Raw genomic sequence first — 15,572 nt, 5'->3', positions numbered from 1 at the left:
AATGAAGAGAAAACTTATCGCCACTGGTGACGAGGAGTCAACGGTAGACTGTCATTACTGAAGCTTATCTGATGGCAGGAGGAAAAAATGACAGAGACAATGCAGCGCTGGTCAATGAACGCCCTCGGGCGCGAAAATCTCAAACTCATTCATGAATCGGTTCCACAGCCAGGCCCCGGTGAGGTTCGCGTACGGGTAAATGCCGTTGCGCTCAACTATCGCGATAAAATGGTCATCGAAGGCACGATGCCGATTCCGCTTTCCTTCCCGTTCACCCCGGCGTCTGACATGGCGGGCGTGGTGGACAGCGTAGGTGAAGGTGTCACGCGTTTCAAACCCGGCGCTCGCGTCATTTCAACCTTCTTCCCGGAGTGGATCGACGGCAAGCCGCAGGCAGACGCGCGTGATTTGCCCTACAAAACGTCCGGCGGCTATTTCCAGGGAATGCTGGCCGAATATGTGGTTGTAAATGAAAACGCGCTGGTAGCCTCTCCGGAAACTCTGAATGACGCAGAGGCCAGCACGTTACCCTGTGCAGGGCTTACCGCCTGGTTCGCGCTGGTGGAGCGGGGTCAGCTCCGCGCCGGGCAATCGGTGCTGGTACAGGGGACGGGCGGCGTGGCGATTTTCGCCCTGCAAATTGCAAAAGCGCACGGCGCAGAGGTTATTGTCACGTCCGGGAGCGATGAAAAGCTGGCGCTCGCCAAAAAACTGGGCGCCAGTCAGGGCGTCAACCGCCTGAAAAGTGACTGGGCTGAAGAAGCATTGGCGCTGACTCAGGATCGCGGCATCGACCATATTATCGAAACCGTAGGTGGGGAAAACCTGAAGCATTCCCTGCGTGCCGTTGCCGTTCATGGGCGTATCTCCGTCATTGGCGTGCTGGCCGGGACTGACATTTCGCTGCCTGCTGGTGAGCTGCTGCTGAAATCCCCCGTCATTCAGGGGATTGGCGTGGGACACCGCCGGGCGCTGGAGGATTTCGTCCGTGCTGTTGACGTCACGGGACTGAAGCCGGTGATTGAGCATCGCTACCGTTTTAACGAGCTTGAACAGGCCCTTGAACATCTGGATCGCGGCGCATTCGGTAAAATCGTTCTCACCCGCGAGTAAGTCGTCGTTCCCCGGGATAAGCGTAAAAGGGGGGGTTCTGTTGCGCAATGTAGCTCTATTTTTGTTTGCTTAATCGCGTTAGCATGAGGTAGCACTCATTTATCCCGGGGAACTCATGGCTATCAAACTCATTGCAATCGATATGGACGGCACGCTGCTGCTGCCAGACCACACTATCTCTCCTGCCGTTAAAAACGCGATCGCCGCCGCACGAGCGAAGGGCGTGAATGTGGTTCTGACCACGGGGCGTCCGTATGCGGGCGTACACAGCTACCTGAAAGAGCTGCACATGAATCAGCCGGGCGATTACTGCATCACCTATAACGGCGCGCTGGTGCAGAAAGCCGCAGACGGCAGCACGGTTGCGCAAACTGCGCTGAGCTATGATGACTACCTGTTCCTCGAAAAACTGTCTCGTGAAGTGGGCTCCCACTTCCACGCGCTCGATCGCAATACGCTCTACACCGCCAACCGCGATATCAGCTACTACACGGTGCATGAATCCTACGTCGCGACCATTCCGCTGGTGTTCTGTGAAGCCGAGAAAATGGACCCGGCGACGCAGTTCCTGAAGGTGATGATGATCGACGAGCCGGAGATCCTGGATAAAGCCATCGCGCGCATTCCGGCGGAGGTAAAAGAGAAGTACACCGTGCTGAAAAGTGCGCCGTACTTCCTCGAAATCCTCGATAAACGCGTCAATAAGGGCACCGGCGTGAAATCACTTGCTGATGCGTTAGGGATTAAGCAGGAAGAAATCATGGCGCTCGGCGACCAGGAAAACGACATCGCGATGATTGAATTCGCGGGCGTTGGCGTGGCAATGGATAACGCCATTCCTTCGGTGAAAGAGGTGGCTGATTTCGTCACCAAATCCAACCTGGAAGACGGCGTTGCCTACGCGATCGAGAAGTTTGTGCTGCAGTAACGCTTATTTTCAATCATCAGCCCTGGTTATCAACCGGGGCTTTTTTTTGCCCTGTATTTATCGAATTGTTCTTTTTGTGATCTTGATTGTAGTACAACATTAACTGATTGTACTACATTGTCACCACGGCAAAGACGAATGACCTCACGTTTGTACTGCAAAAGTGAGGCGAAATTCAGCGGTCGCGGTAAAGTAGTGATGGACATACAGAGCACAAGGACTCTCCATGACTCTCAATAAAACCGATCGCATCGTTATTACGCTGGGCACCCAGATTGTAGGCGGTAAATACGTTCCCGGTTCGCCGCTCCCCGCAGAGGCTGAACTGTGCGAGGAGTTTGAAACCTCGCGCAACATCATCCGGGAAGTGTTCCGCTCGCTGATGGCGAAGCGGCTGATTGAAATGAAGCGCTATCGCGGCGCGTTTGTTGCTCCGCGCAACCAGTGGAACTACCTCGATACCGACGTGCTGCAGTGGGTGCTGGAAAACGACTACGACCCACGGCTTATCGGCGCGATGAGTGAAGTTCGAAACCTGGTGGAGCCGGCAATTGCGCGCTGGGCGGCGGAACGCGCGACCTCCGGTGATTTGGCCCAGATTGAATCGGCTTTAAACGACATGATCGCCAATAACCAGAACCGGGAGGCGTTCAACGAGGCGGACATTCGCTACCACGAAGCGGTGCTGCAGTCGGTGCATAACCCGGTTTTACAGCAGCTTAGCGTGGCGATCAGCTCGCTACAGCGAGCGGTATTTGAACGTACCTGGATGGGTGATGAGGCCAACATGCCAAAAACGCTCCAGGAACATAAAGCGCTGTTCGATGCGATACGGCATCAGGACGGCGATGCGGCAGAGCAGGCGGCACTTACCATGATTGCCAGCTCGACACGAAGGCTGAAGGAAATCACATGACATCTCGCTACATCGCAATTGACTGGGGATCGACCAATCTGCGCGCCTGGCTTTATCAGGGCGAGCAGTGCCTGGAGAGCAGGCAATCAGAAGCAGGCGTGACGCGCCTGAACGGTAAATCCCCCGAGGCGGTGTTAGCAGAGGTCACACAAAACTGGCGAGACAGCGCCACGCCGGTGGTAATGGCGGGAATGGTGGGCAGTAACGTAGGCTGGAAAATTGCACCTTATCTGCCGGTTCCCGTCCATTTCTCCGCTATTGGCGAGCAGATAACGTCCGTTGGCGACAATATCTGGATTATTCCCGGTTTGAGCGTCTCTCGCGACGATAACCACAACGTGATGCGCGGCGAAGAGACGCAGCTGCTTGGCGCGCGCGCTCTCTCTCCTTCTTCTGTCTACGTCATGCCCGGCACGCACTGTAAGTGGGTCCAGGCTGACGCTGAGCAAATCCACGATTTTCGCACCGTAATGACCGGCGAGCTGCACCATTTGCTGCTCAACCATTCGCTGGTCGGGGCCGGTTTACCTGAGCAGGAATCCTCGTCAGAGGCGTTTGCCGCCGGGCTTGAACGTGGGATCGCCTCCCCTGATGTGTTGCCGCAGCTTTTTGAGGTTCGCGCCTCGCACGTGCTGGGACTTCTCCCGCGCGAGCAGGTCAGCGAGTTTCTCTCCGGCCTGCTGATTGGCGCAGAGGTCGCCAGCATGCGTGAGTTCATCGCGCACGAGCAGGCCATTACGATTGTCGCAGGCGCATCGCTAACGTCGCGCTACGAACAGGCATTTCGCGCCGTTGGGCGTGATGTTTCGACGGTATCCGGCGACACGGCATTTCAGGCAGGAATAAGGAGCATCGCTCATGCAGTGGCAAACTGATCTTCCCCTTATCGCGATTTTGCGAGGCATCACGCCCGATGAGGCGTTAGACCACGTCGGCGCGGTTATCGACGCCGGATTCGACGCGGTAGAAATCCCGCTCAACTCGCCCGACTGGGAAAAAAGCATTCCGGCCGTGGTGGAGGTTTTCGGCGATAAGGCGCTGATTGGCGCAGGCACCGTGTTACAGCCTGAGCAGGTCGATCGGCTGGCAAAGATGGGCTGCAGGCTTATCGTCACGCCCAATATTCAGCCTGAGGTGATCCGCCGCGCGGTGGGTTACGGCATGACGGTCTGCCCGGGCTGCGCCACCGCCACGGAAGCCTTTACTGCCCTTGATGCGGGCGCGCAGTCGCTCAAAATTTTCCCGTCATCGGCTTTTGGACCGGACTACATCAAGGCGTTGAAAGCGGTATTGCCCGCCAGCGTACCGGTCTTTGCCGTGGGCGGCGTAACGCCAGAAAACCTGGGCCAGTGGATGAGCGCTGGCTGTGTGGGCGCAGGGTTGGGTAGCGATCTTTATCGTGCCGGCCAGTCCGTGGAACGTACCGCACAGCAGGCGGCAGCATTTGTGAAAGCGTATCGAGAGGCAGTGAAATGAAAATAACCAAACTCACCACGTACCGTTTACCCCCGCGCTGGATGTTCCTGAAAATCGAAACCGATGAAGGGGTTATAGGCTGGGGCGAACCGGTGATTGAAGGGCGCGCGCGCACCGTTGAAGCGGCAGTACACGAGCTGGGCGAATACCTGATTGGTCAGGATCCGGCGCGCATTAACGACCTGTGGCAGGTGATGTACCGCGCGGGCTTCTACCGCGGTGGTCCGATCCTGATGAGCGCCATCGCCGGTATCGACCAGGCGCTGTGGGATATCAAAGGTAAAGTGCTTAACGCACCGGTCTGGCAGCTTATGGGCGGCCTGGTGCGCGACAAAATCAAAGCCTACAGCTGGGTAGGCGGCGACCGTCCTGCGGAAGTGATCGACGGCATCACGCAGTTGCGCAATATCGGCTTTGACACCTTCAAGCTCAACGGCTGCGTAGAGATGGGTGTTATCGACAATTCGCGTGCGGTAGACCGGGCGGTCAATACCGTGGCGCAAATTCGTGAAGCCTTCGGCAACGAGATTGAGTTTGGCCTGGATTTCCACGGCCGCGTCAGCGCGCCGATGGCCAAAGTGCTGATTAAAGAGCTGGAGCCGTATCGCCCGCTGTTTATCGAAGAGCCGGTGCTGGCCGAGCAGGCGGAGTACTATCCTAAGCTGGCTGAACAGACCCACATTCCTATCGCGGCGGGTGAACGTATGTTCTCGCGCTTCGAGTTTAAACGCGTACTTGAAGCGGGCGGCATAGCGATCCTACAGCCGGACCTTTCTCATGCGGGCGGCATCACCGAATGCTACAAAATTGCCGGGATGGCAGAAGCTTACGATGTGGCGCTGGCGCCGCACTGCCCGCTCGGCCCAATCGCGCTGGCAGCCTGCCTGCACGTCGACTTCGTCTCCCGCAATGCGGTGTTCCAGGAACAGAGCATGGGGATTCACTATAACAAGGGCGCGGAACTGCTCGATTTTGTGAAAAATAAAGAAGACTTCTGCATGGAAGGCGGTTTCTTTAAACCGCTTACGAAGCCGGGCCTTGGCGTGGAAATTGACGAAGCTAAAGTCATTGAGCTGAGTAAGAATGCGCCGGACTGGCGAAACCCGCTGTGGCGTCATGAGGACGGCAGCGTAGCGGAATGGTAATCGCCATCCCCTAGACCCGGTAAGCCTCCGGGCAAAAATCATACATACAAAAATATAACCCTCTGTAAATTACAGGGCATGGTGAGCGGCTTCGCTATGCCCAAAATCTGGAGACAGATTGCGATGGATATTCCAGTTACCGCTACAAAAATCGGGCGTCGCCGCTACCTGACGCTGATGATGATCTTTATTACCGTGGTCATTTGCTATGTCGACCGCGCCAACCTTGCCGTGGCATCGGCCCATATTCAGGAAGAGTTTGGCATCACCAAAGCGGAAATGGGCTACGTCTTCTCGGCGTTTGCCTGGTTGTATACCTTATGCCAGATCCCCGGCGGCTGGTTTCTTGACCGCGTGGGTTCACGCCTGACCTATTTTATCGCCATATTAGGCTGGTCCGTGGCGACCCTATTCCAGGGCTTCGCCACCGGGCTGATTTCGCTGATTGGCCTGCGTGCCATCACCGGGGTTTTCGAAGCGCCCGCGTTTCCTACCAACAACCGTATGGTGACCAGCTGGTTCCCGGAACACGAGCGCGCGTCCGCCGTTGGTTTTTACACCTCTGGCCAGTTTGTCGGCCTGGCGTTCCTGACGCCGCTGCTGATCTGGATCCAGGAGCTGCTGAGCTGGCACTGGGTGTTCATCGTCACCGGCGGGATTGGCATTATCTGGTCGCTAATCTGGTTCAAGGTCTACCAGCCGCCGCGTCTGACCAAAAGTATCACCAGGGCCGAGCTGGACTACATCCGCGACGGTGGCGGTCTGGTGGATGGTGATGCGCCGGTGAAAAAAGAGGTGCGCCAGCCGCTGACCAAAGCGGACTGGAAGCTGGTCTTCCACCGTAAGCTGGTGGGCGTTTATCTGGGTCAGTTCGCGGTTACTTCTACGCTGTGGTTCTTCCTCACCTGGTTCCCGAACTACCTGACCCAGGAAAAGGGGATCGCGGCGCTAAAGGCGGGCTTTATGACCACCGTGCCGTTCCTCGCCGCATTTTTCGGCGTGCTGCTCTCCGGCTGGCTGGCCGATAAGCTGGTGAAAAAAGGGTACTCGCTGGGCGTGGCGCGTAAAACGCCGATTATCTGCGGCTTGCTGATCTCAACCTGCATCATGGGTGCCAACTACACCAACGATCCGGTGTGGATTATGGCCCTGATGGCGGTGGCGTTCTTTGGTAACGGTTTCGCCTCTATCACCTGGTCGCTGGTGTCGTCCCTTGCGCCGATGCGGCTGATTGGCCTGACCGGCGGTGTGTTCAACTTTGTCGGCGGACTGGGCGGGATCACCGTACCGCTGGTCATCGGCTACCTGGCGCAGGACTACGGCTTCGGCCCGGCGCTGGTCTACATCTCTGCCGTGGCGCTGATCGGGGCACTCTCCTACATCCTGCTGGTGGGCGATGTGAAACGAGTAGGCTAATCCCTGCGGATGTTTTACCCTGATGCACTCACCGTGCATCAGGGTATCCTCATGAAACAAATTACCTTCGCCTCCCGCAACCACCAGCTGACCAACATCAATACCTGGACGCCGGACAGCCAGTGGCTGGTCTACGACGTGCGCCCGTCAGGCGCGTCATTTACCGGCGAAACCATTGAGCAGGTCAACGTCGCTACGGGTGAGGTGGAGGTGGTTTATCGCGCTACTGACGGCGCGCATGTTGGCGTGGTGACCGTTCATCCGGCACAGGACAAATACGTCTTTATCCACGGTCCGAAAAACCCGGATGCTGACTGGCACTACGATTTTCATCATCGTCAGGGTGTGATTGTGCATCACGGTCAGGTGAGCAACCTGGACGCAATGGATATCACCGCGCCTTATACCGCAGGCGCGCTGCGCGGCGGCAGCCACGTGCACGTCTTTAGCCCGAACGGGCAGTTCGTCAGCTTTACCTATAACGACCATGTTTTACATGAGCGGGATCCGAAGCTCGATTTACGCAACGTCGGCGTGGCGGCACCGTTTGGCCCGGTGAACCCGCAGGGGAATCATCCACGTGAATATTCAGGCACGTTCTGGAGCGTGCTGGTCAGCCGCACAACGCCCAACCCGCAGCCGGGCAGCGATGAAATCAACCGCGCCTACGAAGAGGGCTGGGTGGGCAACAACAGGCTGGCATTTATCGGCGATACCCTCTCCGCGCAGGGCGAAAAAGTGCCTGAACTGTTTATTGTTAACCTGCCAGAAGACGAGCAGGGCTGGAAACGAGCGGACGATGCGCCGCTGCAGGGCACCCCAGACACCCTGCCAGCGCCGCCTGCCGGGGTGAAGCAGCGTCGTCTGACCTTTACCCACCAGAGGGCTTACCCGGGTCTGGTGAACGTGCCGCGTCACTGGGTGCGCAGTAACCCCCAGGGGACGCAAATCGCGTTTCTGATGCGGGATGATAATGGCATTGTGCAGCTGTGGCTGATCTCTCCTGAGGGCGGCGAACCGCGCCAGCTGACGCGCACCGGGAGCGGTATTCAGTCTGCGTTTAACTGGCACCCTTCCGGGAACATGCTGGGATTTGTGCTTGAAAACCGAATCGCCTGCTGTGACGCGAAGACTGGAGAAGTGACGTTTTTGACGTCCGATCACGGCAATCCGCCGTCTGCTGATGCGGTCGTGTTTTCCCCGGACGGGCGCTTTATTGCGTGGATGCAAGAGACGGGCGGTTTCCGTCAGCTTTGGGTAACGGAAACCGCGAAGGACTAGCGCGGCGGCATCTCGGCGGGCGGGATAACGGCGTTTGTCGCCAGATTTTCCTGCTCGCTTTTCTCTACCCGTGAGCGCACGGAATCGTCCTTACGGAATACATCCCACGGCAGCAGAAGCGTATCCGCCACTGCTGTAAAGGGCATATCCAGGATAACCAGGGATTTGGTGCCCCAGTTCGTATCGTCATCGGAGATCATCGCCGCGCTGGCGCGCGTCCCCGGATATGTTCCTTCTTTACCGCCGGTGTGAGACATCACGCTCGAACACCCGCAAAGTAAAACCACCCCGCTGAACGTCGTCAGCTTTATCAGAACATTTTTCATCATCACTCAGTCATCGTTAATGGCACTGCATAGACCTGCAACTCAGGGTTATAGCGAGCCTTATCCGAAATGAATAGCCCGATAACCCCGCACTGTGGCAGCCATCGCAATTTAACCCTTTGTGCTGTTGTCCCAGAGTCTATGCGACAACCAGCAAAGTGCAAAAAAATCTCGCCTAAATAGTCTTGAAAAGCTCGGTTCCAGACCCATTTTAAGAATGTGACCCGATAACGAACACGCCTGATGGGTGCTCGGGGGCGCAAAGGCCTGTCCATGGTGGAAGGCTACAATTTCTCGCTGATTTCAGGAGTATTATCTATGCGTAACTTCGATCTTTCTCCGCTATACCGTTCTGCAATTGGTTTTGACCGCCTGTTTAACCATTTAGAAAATAACCAAAGCCAGAGCAACGGCTACCCTCCATACAATGTTGAGCTGGTTGACGAAAACCACTACCGCATCGCCATTGCCGTCGCCGGTTTTGCAGAAAACGAGCTGGAAATCACCGCGCAGGACAACCTGCTGGTGGTGAAAGGTTCCCATACGGCCGAGCAGAAAGAACGTACCTACCTTTACCAGGGCATCGCCGAGCGCAACTTTGAACGCAAGTTCCAGTTAGCCGAGAACATTCACGTTAAAGGCGCGAACCTGGTTAACGGCCTGCTGTTTATCGAACTGGAACGCGTGATTCCGGAAGAGAAAAAACCGCGCCGTATCGAAATTAACTAATTACGCGGGTCGCGCGAGCGGCCCACCCGGACTTGCTTGCCGTAACGGGAGCATATGCGAATCCATCAGGATTTGCAGGAACAACTGTGCACAAAATTAAACTGTGCCGAACTCGCTTCTCAGAAGGAGATTTAGTATGCGTAACTACGATTTATCCCCCCTGCTGCGTCAGTGGATTGGTTTTGACAAACTGGCTAATGCCCTGCAAAGCACCACCGAGCAACAGACATTTCCGCCGTACAACATTGAAAAAAGCGACGATAACCACTATCGCATCACCCTTGCGCTGGCCGGGTTCCGCCAGGAAGATCTGGATATCCAGCTCGAAGGCGCGCGCCTGACCGTGAAGGGTACGCCGGAAAAACAAGAGACCGAAACCCGGTGGCTGCATCAGGGTCTGGTTAATCAGCCGTTTAGCCTGAGCTTTACCCTGGCAGACCATATGGAAGTGTCCGGTGCGACGTTTACCAACGGGCTGCTGCATATCGACCTTATCCGTAACGTGCCGGAAGCCATCGCGCCGCAGCGTATCGCCATTAGCGAGCGGCCGGCGTTGAACAGCTAATCCGCTTTACTCACAGACTGCACAAAGCCCTGCTCCGGCAGGGCTTTTTTGTGCGCCATCGCCCATACAACCGCATCCGGCTCTGAGAAAATCCTTGTTATAACTAAGGTTATGCCAAGGATGTGGATCATGAGTGATATCGCGTTAACCGTAAGCGTGTTGGCCCTGGCCGCGGTTGTAGGGCTATGGATTGGCAATATCAAAATCCGTGGCGTCGGGTTTGGAATTGGCGGGGTGCTGTTTGGCGGCATTTTTGTCGGGCATTTTGCTGACAAGCTCGGGCTGGTTCTCAGCGCCGATATGCTCCACTTTATTCAGGAGTTCGGCCTGATCCTCTTCGTCTACACCATCGGGATTCAGGTAGGGCCGGGCTTTTTCGCTTCCCTGCGCGTCTCCGGGCTACGGCTCAATCTGTTTGCCCTCGGCATTGTGGTGATGGGCGGGCTGGTCACCGCGATCCTGCACAAAATCTTTGCTATCCCGCTGCCCGTGGTGCTGGGCATTTTCTCTGGGGCGGTCACCAACACGCCGGCGCTCGGAGCCGGGCAGCAAATCCTGCGCGATTTGGGCATTGAACCCGGCATTGTCGACCAGATGGGGATGAGCTACGCCATGGCCTATCCGTTTGGGATTTGCGGCATTCTGCTCTCCATGTGGCTGGTCCGCGTCCTGTTTCGCGTTAACGTCGACAAAGAGGCGAAGGATCACGAAACCACGCTCACCAATGGCCATATGCCGATCAAAACCATCAACATTCGCGTCGATAACCCCAACCTGAACAATATGGCGATTCAGGACGTACCGATTCTGAACAGCGCCAATATTATCTGCTCCCGCCTTAAGCGCGACGACGTGCTGATGGTGCCTGCGCCCGGCACGATGATCCAGCAGGGTGACCTGCTGCACCTGGTCGGCCAGCCGGGGGATTTAAACAACGCGCGGCTGGTGATTGGTCAGGAAGTGGATACCTCGCTTTCAACCCGCGGCACCGATATGCGCGTGGAGCGTGTTGTGGTGACCAACGAACACGTTCTGGGCAAGAAAATACGCGATCTGCAGGTAAAAGAGCGCTACGACGTGGTCATCTCCCGCCTCAACCGTGCGGGCGTCGAACTGGTTGCCAGCCCGGAGGCCAGCCTGCAGTTCGGGGATATCCTCAACCTGGTCGGACGCCCGTCGTCCATCGATGCCGTGGCGGATATGGTAGGCAACGCCCAGCAAAAACTGCAGCAGGTGCAGATGCTGCCGGTGTTTATCGGCATCGGGCTTGGCATGCTGCTCGGCTCTATTCCGCTGTACGTGCCGGGCTTCCCGGTGGCGCTCAAGCTCGGCCTGGCGGGCGGGCCGCTGATTATGGCGCTGATCCTCGGGCGTATCGGCTGTATCGGGAAGCTCTACTGGTTTATGCCGCCGAGCGCTAACCTGGCGCTGCGCGAGCTGGGCATCGTGCTGTTCCTGGCGGTTGTCGGGCTGAAGTCCGGCGGGGATTTTATCGATACCCTGGTCAAGGGCGAAGGGATGAGCTGGGTCGGCTACGGCATCTTTATCACGGCGATCCCGCTGCTGACGGTGGCAATCCTGGCGCGGATGTTCGCCAAAATGAACTACCTGACGCTGTGCGGCATGCTGGCGGGCTCCATGACCGACCCGCCAGCGCTCGCTTTTGCCAACAACCTGCACGCCACCAGCGGCGCGGCCGCGCTCTCCTATGCCACCGTCTACCCGCTGGTGATGTTCCTGCGCATCATCACCCCGCAGCTACTGGCGGTGCTGTTCTGGGGGATGGGCTAACAGCTCTTCCGGGTGGATGCGCCGCAGATGGTAGTCCACCTGGTAATCGCTGGTATTTCGGAACATCACGGAATAATTGAGGAACTCGCCGCTGTCGCTGTAGGAGAGAGAGGTAATTCGCAGCAGTGGCGTCTGTTCCGGCAGATTCAGATAACCAGCCAGCTGTTTATCTGCCAATACCGGCGTCAGGCTCTCGTAGTTGCCGCTGATGGTGATCCCGCACTCCTTCTCAATGTAATCAAACTTAGACCCCTCAAGATGCGCCAGCGACAGGTTGCGGAACAGCTTCACCGGCATAAAGCTGTCTTCCAGCATCAGCGGCTTTCCGTCCACGTAGCGCACCCGCCGTGAAAAGTAGATCCGCTCATCCACCTGGATCCGCAGTTGGCTGGCGATGGCGGGCGGGGCGGGCATCACTTCGAACTGCAGCACCTTGCTCTGCACCTCTTTTCCCTGCTGACGCAGCACCTCCACCAGCCCGGTCAGGTTAGTGGTTTCGTGGTGAACGTCTTTGCGCGAGACAAACGTTCCGCTGCCGTGCCGGCGCTCAACCAGCCCCCAGCTCACCAGCAGATCCAGCGCCTTGCGGATGGTCATGCGCGCCACGCCAAACTCCTGCGCCAGCGCTTTTTCACCAGGCAGCGGGCTGCCGATGTTGTAGTCCGATGAATTCAGCCGCAGCCGCAACCTGTCAGCAATTGATTTGTAGATCACCAGTAGACCTCTCTGCCCTTATCAGGGCGTGGAATGCGTCCTGACATGTCCATATTTACCGCAAGAAGTAGACCTGACTGGTCAAAATAAAACCATGAATGCGATCACGAATCGCAGCGGCGCGCCATGTTCGTACATCAGTAAGTTCTTATGCTCACCTCAGGCCAGCACAAAACCATAAAGGCCTCTACCCCTACAGGTTGTTACGTGAGGATTTAAAAATGCTCAGTCAAATACAACGTTTTGGCGGTGCCATGTTTACCCCGGTGTTGCTGTTTCCGTTTGCCGGGATCGTGGTGGGAATCGCCATCATGCTTCGCAACCCGCTGTTTGTCGGCGAAGCCTTAACCGCCCCCGATCATCTTTTCGCGCAGATCGTTCACATCATTGAAGAGGGCGGCTGGGCGGTGTTTCGCAATATGCCGCTGATTTTTGCCGTCGGCTTACCGATTGGCCTGGCGAAGCAGGCCCAGGGCCGCGCCTGTCTGGCCGTGCTGATTAGCTTCCTGACCTGGAACTACTTCATTAACGCGATGGGGATGACCTGGGGCCACTTCTTTGGCGTCGACTTCTCCGCCGAACCAACGGCGGGAAGCGGGCTGGCGATGATTGCCGGGATCAAAACACTCGATACCAGCATCATCGGTGCCATCGTGATCTCAGGCATCGTCACCGCCATCCACAACCGCTATTTCGACAAGCCGCTGCCGGTCTTTCTGGGGATTTTCCAGGGCAGCTCGTTTGTCGTTATCCTCGCGTTCTTCGTGATGATCCCCTGTGCCTGGCTGACGCTGCTAGGCTGGCCGAAAGTGCAGATGGGCATCGAATCCCTGCAGGCGTTCCTGCGCTCTGCCGGTGCGCTGGGCGTGTGGGTGTATACCTTCCTGGAACGCATTCTGATCCCAACTGGCCTGCATCACTTTGTCTACGGTCCGTTCATCTTCGGCCCGGCGGCGGTGGAGGGCGGTATTCAGGTCTACTGGGCGCAGCATCTGCAGGAATTCAGCCAGAGCACCCTGCCGCTGAAGACCCTCTTCCCGGAAGGTGGCTTCGCGCTGCACGGCAACTCAAAAGTGTTTGGCTCGGTCGGGATTGCCTTCGCTATCTGGTACACCGCGTCGCCAGAAAATCGCGTCAAGGTGGCGGGCCTGCTGGTTCCGGCCACGCTCACCGCCGTGCTGGTGGGCATTACCGAACCGCTTGAGTTCACCTTCCTGTTTATCTCGCCGCTGCTGTTCGCCGTGCACGCCGTGCTGGCGGCCACCATGGCGACGGTGATGTACGCCTTCGGCGTCGTGGGGAACATGGGCGGCGGCCTGCTGGACCAGTTCCTGCCACAAAACTGGATCCCGATGTTCCATAACCACGCCTCGACGGTGTTCACCCAGATCGGCATTGGCGTCTGCTTCACCGGCATCTACTTCGTGATCTTCAAAACGCTGATTGAGCGTCTGAACCTGAAAACGCCGGGCCGGGAAGAGAGCGAAATCAAACTCTACAGCAAGGCCGACTATAAGGCGGCGCGCGGGCAAACCACCGCCCCGGCGGCGGCCAGCCAGCAGGTTGGGCAAGCCGCCGGATTCCTGCAGGCGCTCGGCGGCGCGGCCAACATCGAAAGCATCAACAACTGCGCCACCCGCCTGCGTATCGCGCTGGTGGATATGGCGAAAACCCAAAGCGACGACGTCTTCAAAGCCCTGGGCGCACACGGCGTAGTGCGACGCGGCAACGGCATTCAGGTGATTGTCGGCCTGCACGTTCCTCAGGTGCGCGACCAGCTGGAATCGCTGATGAAAACCCCTTTAACAAATGAACAAACCACCCTGACAGAGGCTATATCATGAAAAAATTCTCAGTTGTCATTGCAGGCGGCGGCAGCACCTTTACGCCTGGTATCGTCCTGATGCTGTTAGCCAACCGTGACCGTTTCCCGCTGCGCGCCCTGAAGTTCTATGACAACGACGGCGCGCGTCAGGAGACCATCGCCGAAGCGTGCAGAATCATCCTTAAGGAGCAGGCCCCGGAGATTGAATTCAACTACACCACCGATCCAAAAGCGGCGTTTACCGATGTCGATTTCGTGATGGCGCACATCCGCGTGGGCAAATACCCGATGCGCGAAAAAGATGAAAAAATCCCGCTGCGCCACGGCGTGCTGGGCCAGGAAACCTGCGGACCGGGCGGTATCTCTTACGGCATGCGCTCTATCGGCGGCGTGCTGGAGCTGGTGGATTATATGGAGCAGTACTCCCCGAACGCGTGGATGCTGAACTACTCCAACCCGGCGGCGATTGTCGCAGAAGCCACGCGCCGCCTGCGTCCGAACGCTAAAATACTCAACATCTGCGATATGCCGATCGGCATTGAAGGGCGCATGGCGCAGATTGTCGGCCTGAAAGACCGCAAAGAGATGCGCGTGCGCTACTACGGCCTGAACCACTTCGGCTGGTGGACGTCGATTGAAGACCTGAACGGCAACGATCTGATGCCGAAGCTGCGCGAATACGTGGCGAAAAACGGCTATGTTCCGCCTTCGGAAGATGCGCATACCGAAGCGAGCTGGAACGATACCTTTGCCAAAGCTAAAGACGTGCAGGCGCTGGATCCGGGCACCATGCCGAACACCTACCTGAAGTATTACCTGTTCCCGGACTACGTGGTCGCGCATTCCAACCCGGAACGGACCCGCGCCAATGAAGTTATGGATCACCGTGAGAAGCATGTGTTCAGTTCCTGTCGGGCGATTATCGAAGCCGGCAACTCCGCCGCCGGTGAGCTGGAAATCGACGAACATGCGTCGTACATCGTCGATCTGGCGACTGCGATTGCCTTTAACACCCAGGAGCGGATGCTGCTGATAGTGCCAAACAACGGTGCCATCCATAACTTTGACGCCGACGCGATGGTGGAGATCCCGTGCCTGGTGGGCCATAACGGACCGGAGCCGCTTACGGTGGGCGATATTCCGCACTTCCAGAAAGGGCTGATGAGCCAGCAGGTGGCGGTGGAAAAACTGGTGGTGGATGCCTGGGAGCAGCGCTCGTACCAGAAGCTCTGGCAGGCCATTACCCTGTCGAAAACCGTGCCGAGCGCCTCCGTCGCGAAAGCGATTCTGGATGACCTGATCGAGGCCAACAAAGAGTACTGGCCAGAGCTGCATTAATCGTCCTGA

General features: G+C 57.3%; 15 protein-coding genes and 1 other annotated feature. Of the genes, 13 read left to right on the top strand and 2 right to left on the bottom strand.

The genetic code is table 11. The features are described 5' to 3' along the window. The first annotated feature begins 87 nt into the window (after positions 1-87). The 8 genes from IM265_RS19690 (at position 88) to IM265_RS19655 (ending at position 8,275) form a co-directional block, all read left to right on the top strand. Complete coding sequence (locus IM265_RS19690) at positions 88-1,113, top strand: NAD(P)-dependent alcohol dehydrogenase (protein WP_028014936.1); 1,026 nt, start codon at positions 88-90, stop codon at positions 1,111-1,113. A 115-nt stretch (positions 1,114-1,228) separates the two neighbouring features. Next, on the top strand, positions 1,229-2,041 hold the full coding sequence (gene yidA, locus IM265_RS19685; RefSeq protein WP_047363227.1) for a sugar-phosphatase: 813 nt from the start codon (positions 1,229-1,231) through the stop codon (positions 2,039-2,041). A gap of 226 nt (positions 2,042-2,267) precedes the next feature. Next, entirely contained in the window at positions 2,268-2,957 is a 690-nt protein-coding gene (dgoR, locus tag IM265_RS19680; RefSeq protein ID WP_003861109.1) for a D-galactonate utilization transcriptional regulator DgoR, read from the top strand. Then, a complete protein-coding gene (locus tag IM265_RS19675; RefSeq protein ID WP_136344006.1) occupies positions 2,954-3,832 on the top strand; it encodes a 2-dehydro-3-deoxygalactonokinase in 879 nt (292 codons plus the stop codon). Before dgoR ends, IM265_RS19675 begins: the two co-directional genes overlap by 4 nt. Further along, positions 3,816-4,433: a 2-dehydro-3-deoxy-6-phosphogalactonate aldolase gene (locus IM265_RS19670; protein ID WP_041911729.1), complete on the top strand. Its 618-nt coding sequence runs from the start codon at positions 3,816-3,818 to the stop codon at positions 4,431-4,433. Before IM265_RS19675 ends, IM265_RS19670 begins: the two co-directional genes overlap by 17 nt. Then, complete coding sequence (gene dgoD, locus IM265_RS19665) at positions 4,430-5,578, top strand: galactonate dehydratase (RefSeq protein WP_193031484.1); 1,149 nt, start codon at positions 4,430-4,432, stop codon at positions 5,576-5,578. The genes IM265_RS19670 and dgoD overlap by 4 nt, the downstream gene beginning before the upstream one ends. Before the next feature lie 78 nt (positions 5,579-5,656). Further along, complete coding sequence (locus tag IM265_RS19660; RefSeq protein ID WP_080351169.1) at positions 5,657-6,994, top strand: MFS transporter; 1,338 nt, start codon at positions 5,657-5,659, stop codon at positions 6,992-6,994. Positions 6,995-7,045: 51 nt separating this feature from the next. Next, complete coding sequence (locus tag IM265_RS19655; RefSeq protein WP_193031486.1) at positions 7,046-8,275, top strand: DUF3748 domain-containing protein; 1,230 nt, start codon at positions 7,046-7,048, stop codon at positions 8,273-8,275. Here IM265_RS19655 and IM265_RS19650 read toward each other — a convergent pair. Next, entirely contained in the window at positions 8,272-8,604 is a 333-nt protein-coding gene (locus IM265_RS19650; RefSeq protein ID WP_014881914.1) for a YceK/YidQ family lipoprotein, read from the bottom strand. The two genes, IM265_RS19655 and IM265_RS19650, sit on opposite strands and share 4 nt — an antisense overlap. A 250-nt stretch (positions 8,605-8,854) precedes the next feature. Continuing rightward, positions 8,855-8,926, top strand: a sequence feature (ROSE (Repression Of Heat Shock gene Expression) occurs in the 5'-region of heat shock genes and acts as an RNA thermometer to modulate expression.). On the opposite strand from IM265_RS19650, the gene ibpA reads away from it, so the two are divergent. The 3 genes from ibpA to IM265_RS19635 all read left to right on the top strand — a co-directional run bounded on the left by ibpA (position 8,920) and on the right by IM265_RS19635 (position 11,686). Continuing rightward, positions 8,920-9,330, top strand: coding sequence for a small heat shock chaperone IbpA (ibpA, locus tag IM265_RS19645; protein WP_008500162.1), 411 nt, complete (start codon positions 8,920-8,922; stop codon positions 9,328-9,330). (Overlaps the previous feature by 7 nt.) Before the next feature lie 136 nt (positions 9,331-9,466). Then, the gene (gene ibpB, locus IM265_RS19640) at positions 9,467-9,895 is read left to right on the top strand and encodes a small heat shock chaperone IbpB (protein ID WP_028014943.1); all 429 of its coding nucleotides are present in this window, start codon (positions 9,467-9,469) and stop codon (positions 9,893-9,895) included. A gap of 129 nt (positions 9,896-10,024) precedes the next feature. Then, on the top strand, positions 10,025-11,686 hold the full coding sequence (locus tag IM265_RS19635; RefSeq protein ID WP_193031488.1) for a putative transporter: 1,662 nt from the start codon (positions 10,025-10,027) through the stop codon (positions 11,684-11,686). Here the strand turns inward: IM265_RS19635 and IM265_RS19630 are convergent. Beyond that, a complete protein-coding gene (locus IM265_RS19630; RefSeq protein WP_059357501.1) occupies positions 11,654-12,400 on the bottom strand; it encodes a GntR family transcriptional regulator in 747 nt (248 codons plus the stop codon). The two genes, IM265_RS19635 and IM265_RS19630, sit on opposite strands and share 33 nt — an antisense overlap. 221 nt (positions 12,401-12,621) lie before the next feature. Here IM265_RS19630 and IM265_RS19625 point away from each other — a divergent pair, with 221 nt between their 5' ends. Together IM265_RS19625 and IM265_RS19620 are read left to right on the top strand one after the other, a co-directional pair. After that, on the top strand, positions 12,622-14,244 hold the full coding sequence (locus IM265_RS19625) for an alpha-glucoside-specific PTS transporter subunit IIBC (protein ID WP_028014946.1): 1,623 nt from the start codon (positions 12,622-12,624) through the stop codon (positions 14,242-14,244). Continuing rightward, the gene (locus IM265_RS19620; RefSeq protein ID WP_193031490.1) at positions 14,241-15,563 is read left to right on the top strand and encodes a 6-phospho-alpha-glucosidase; all 1,323 of its coding nucleotides are present in this window, start codon (positions 14,241-14,243) and stop codon (positions 15,561-15,563) included. The genes IM265_RS19625 and IM265_RS19620 overlap by 4 nt, the downstream gene beginning before the upstream one ends. Positions 15,564-15,572: the final 9 nt, after the last annotated feature.

The sequence above is a fragment of the Enterobacter cloacae complex sp. P17RS genome (assembly GCF_014895885.1).
In the GTDB taxonomy this organism is placed as follows: domain Bacteria; phylum Pseudomonadota; class Gammaproteobacteria; order Enterobacterales; family Enterobacteriaceae; genus Enterobacter; species Enterobacter bugandensis.
Note: the sequence above shows the minus strand (reverse complement) of the source record. Positions and strands in the feature narration are given on the sequence as shown.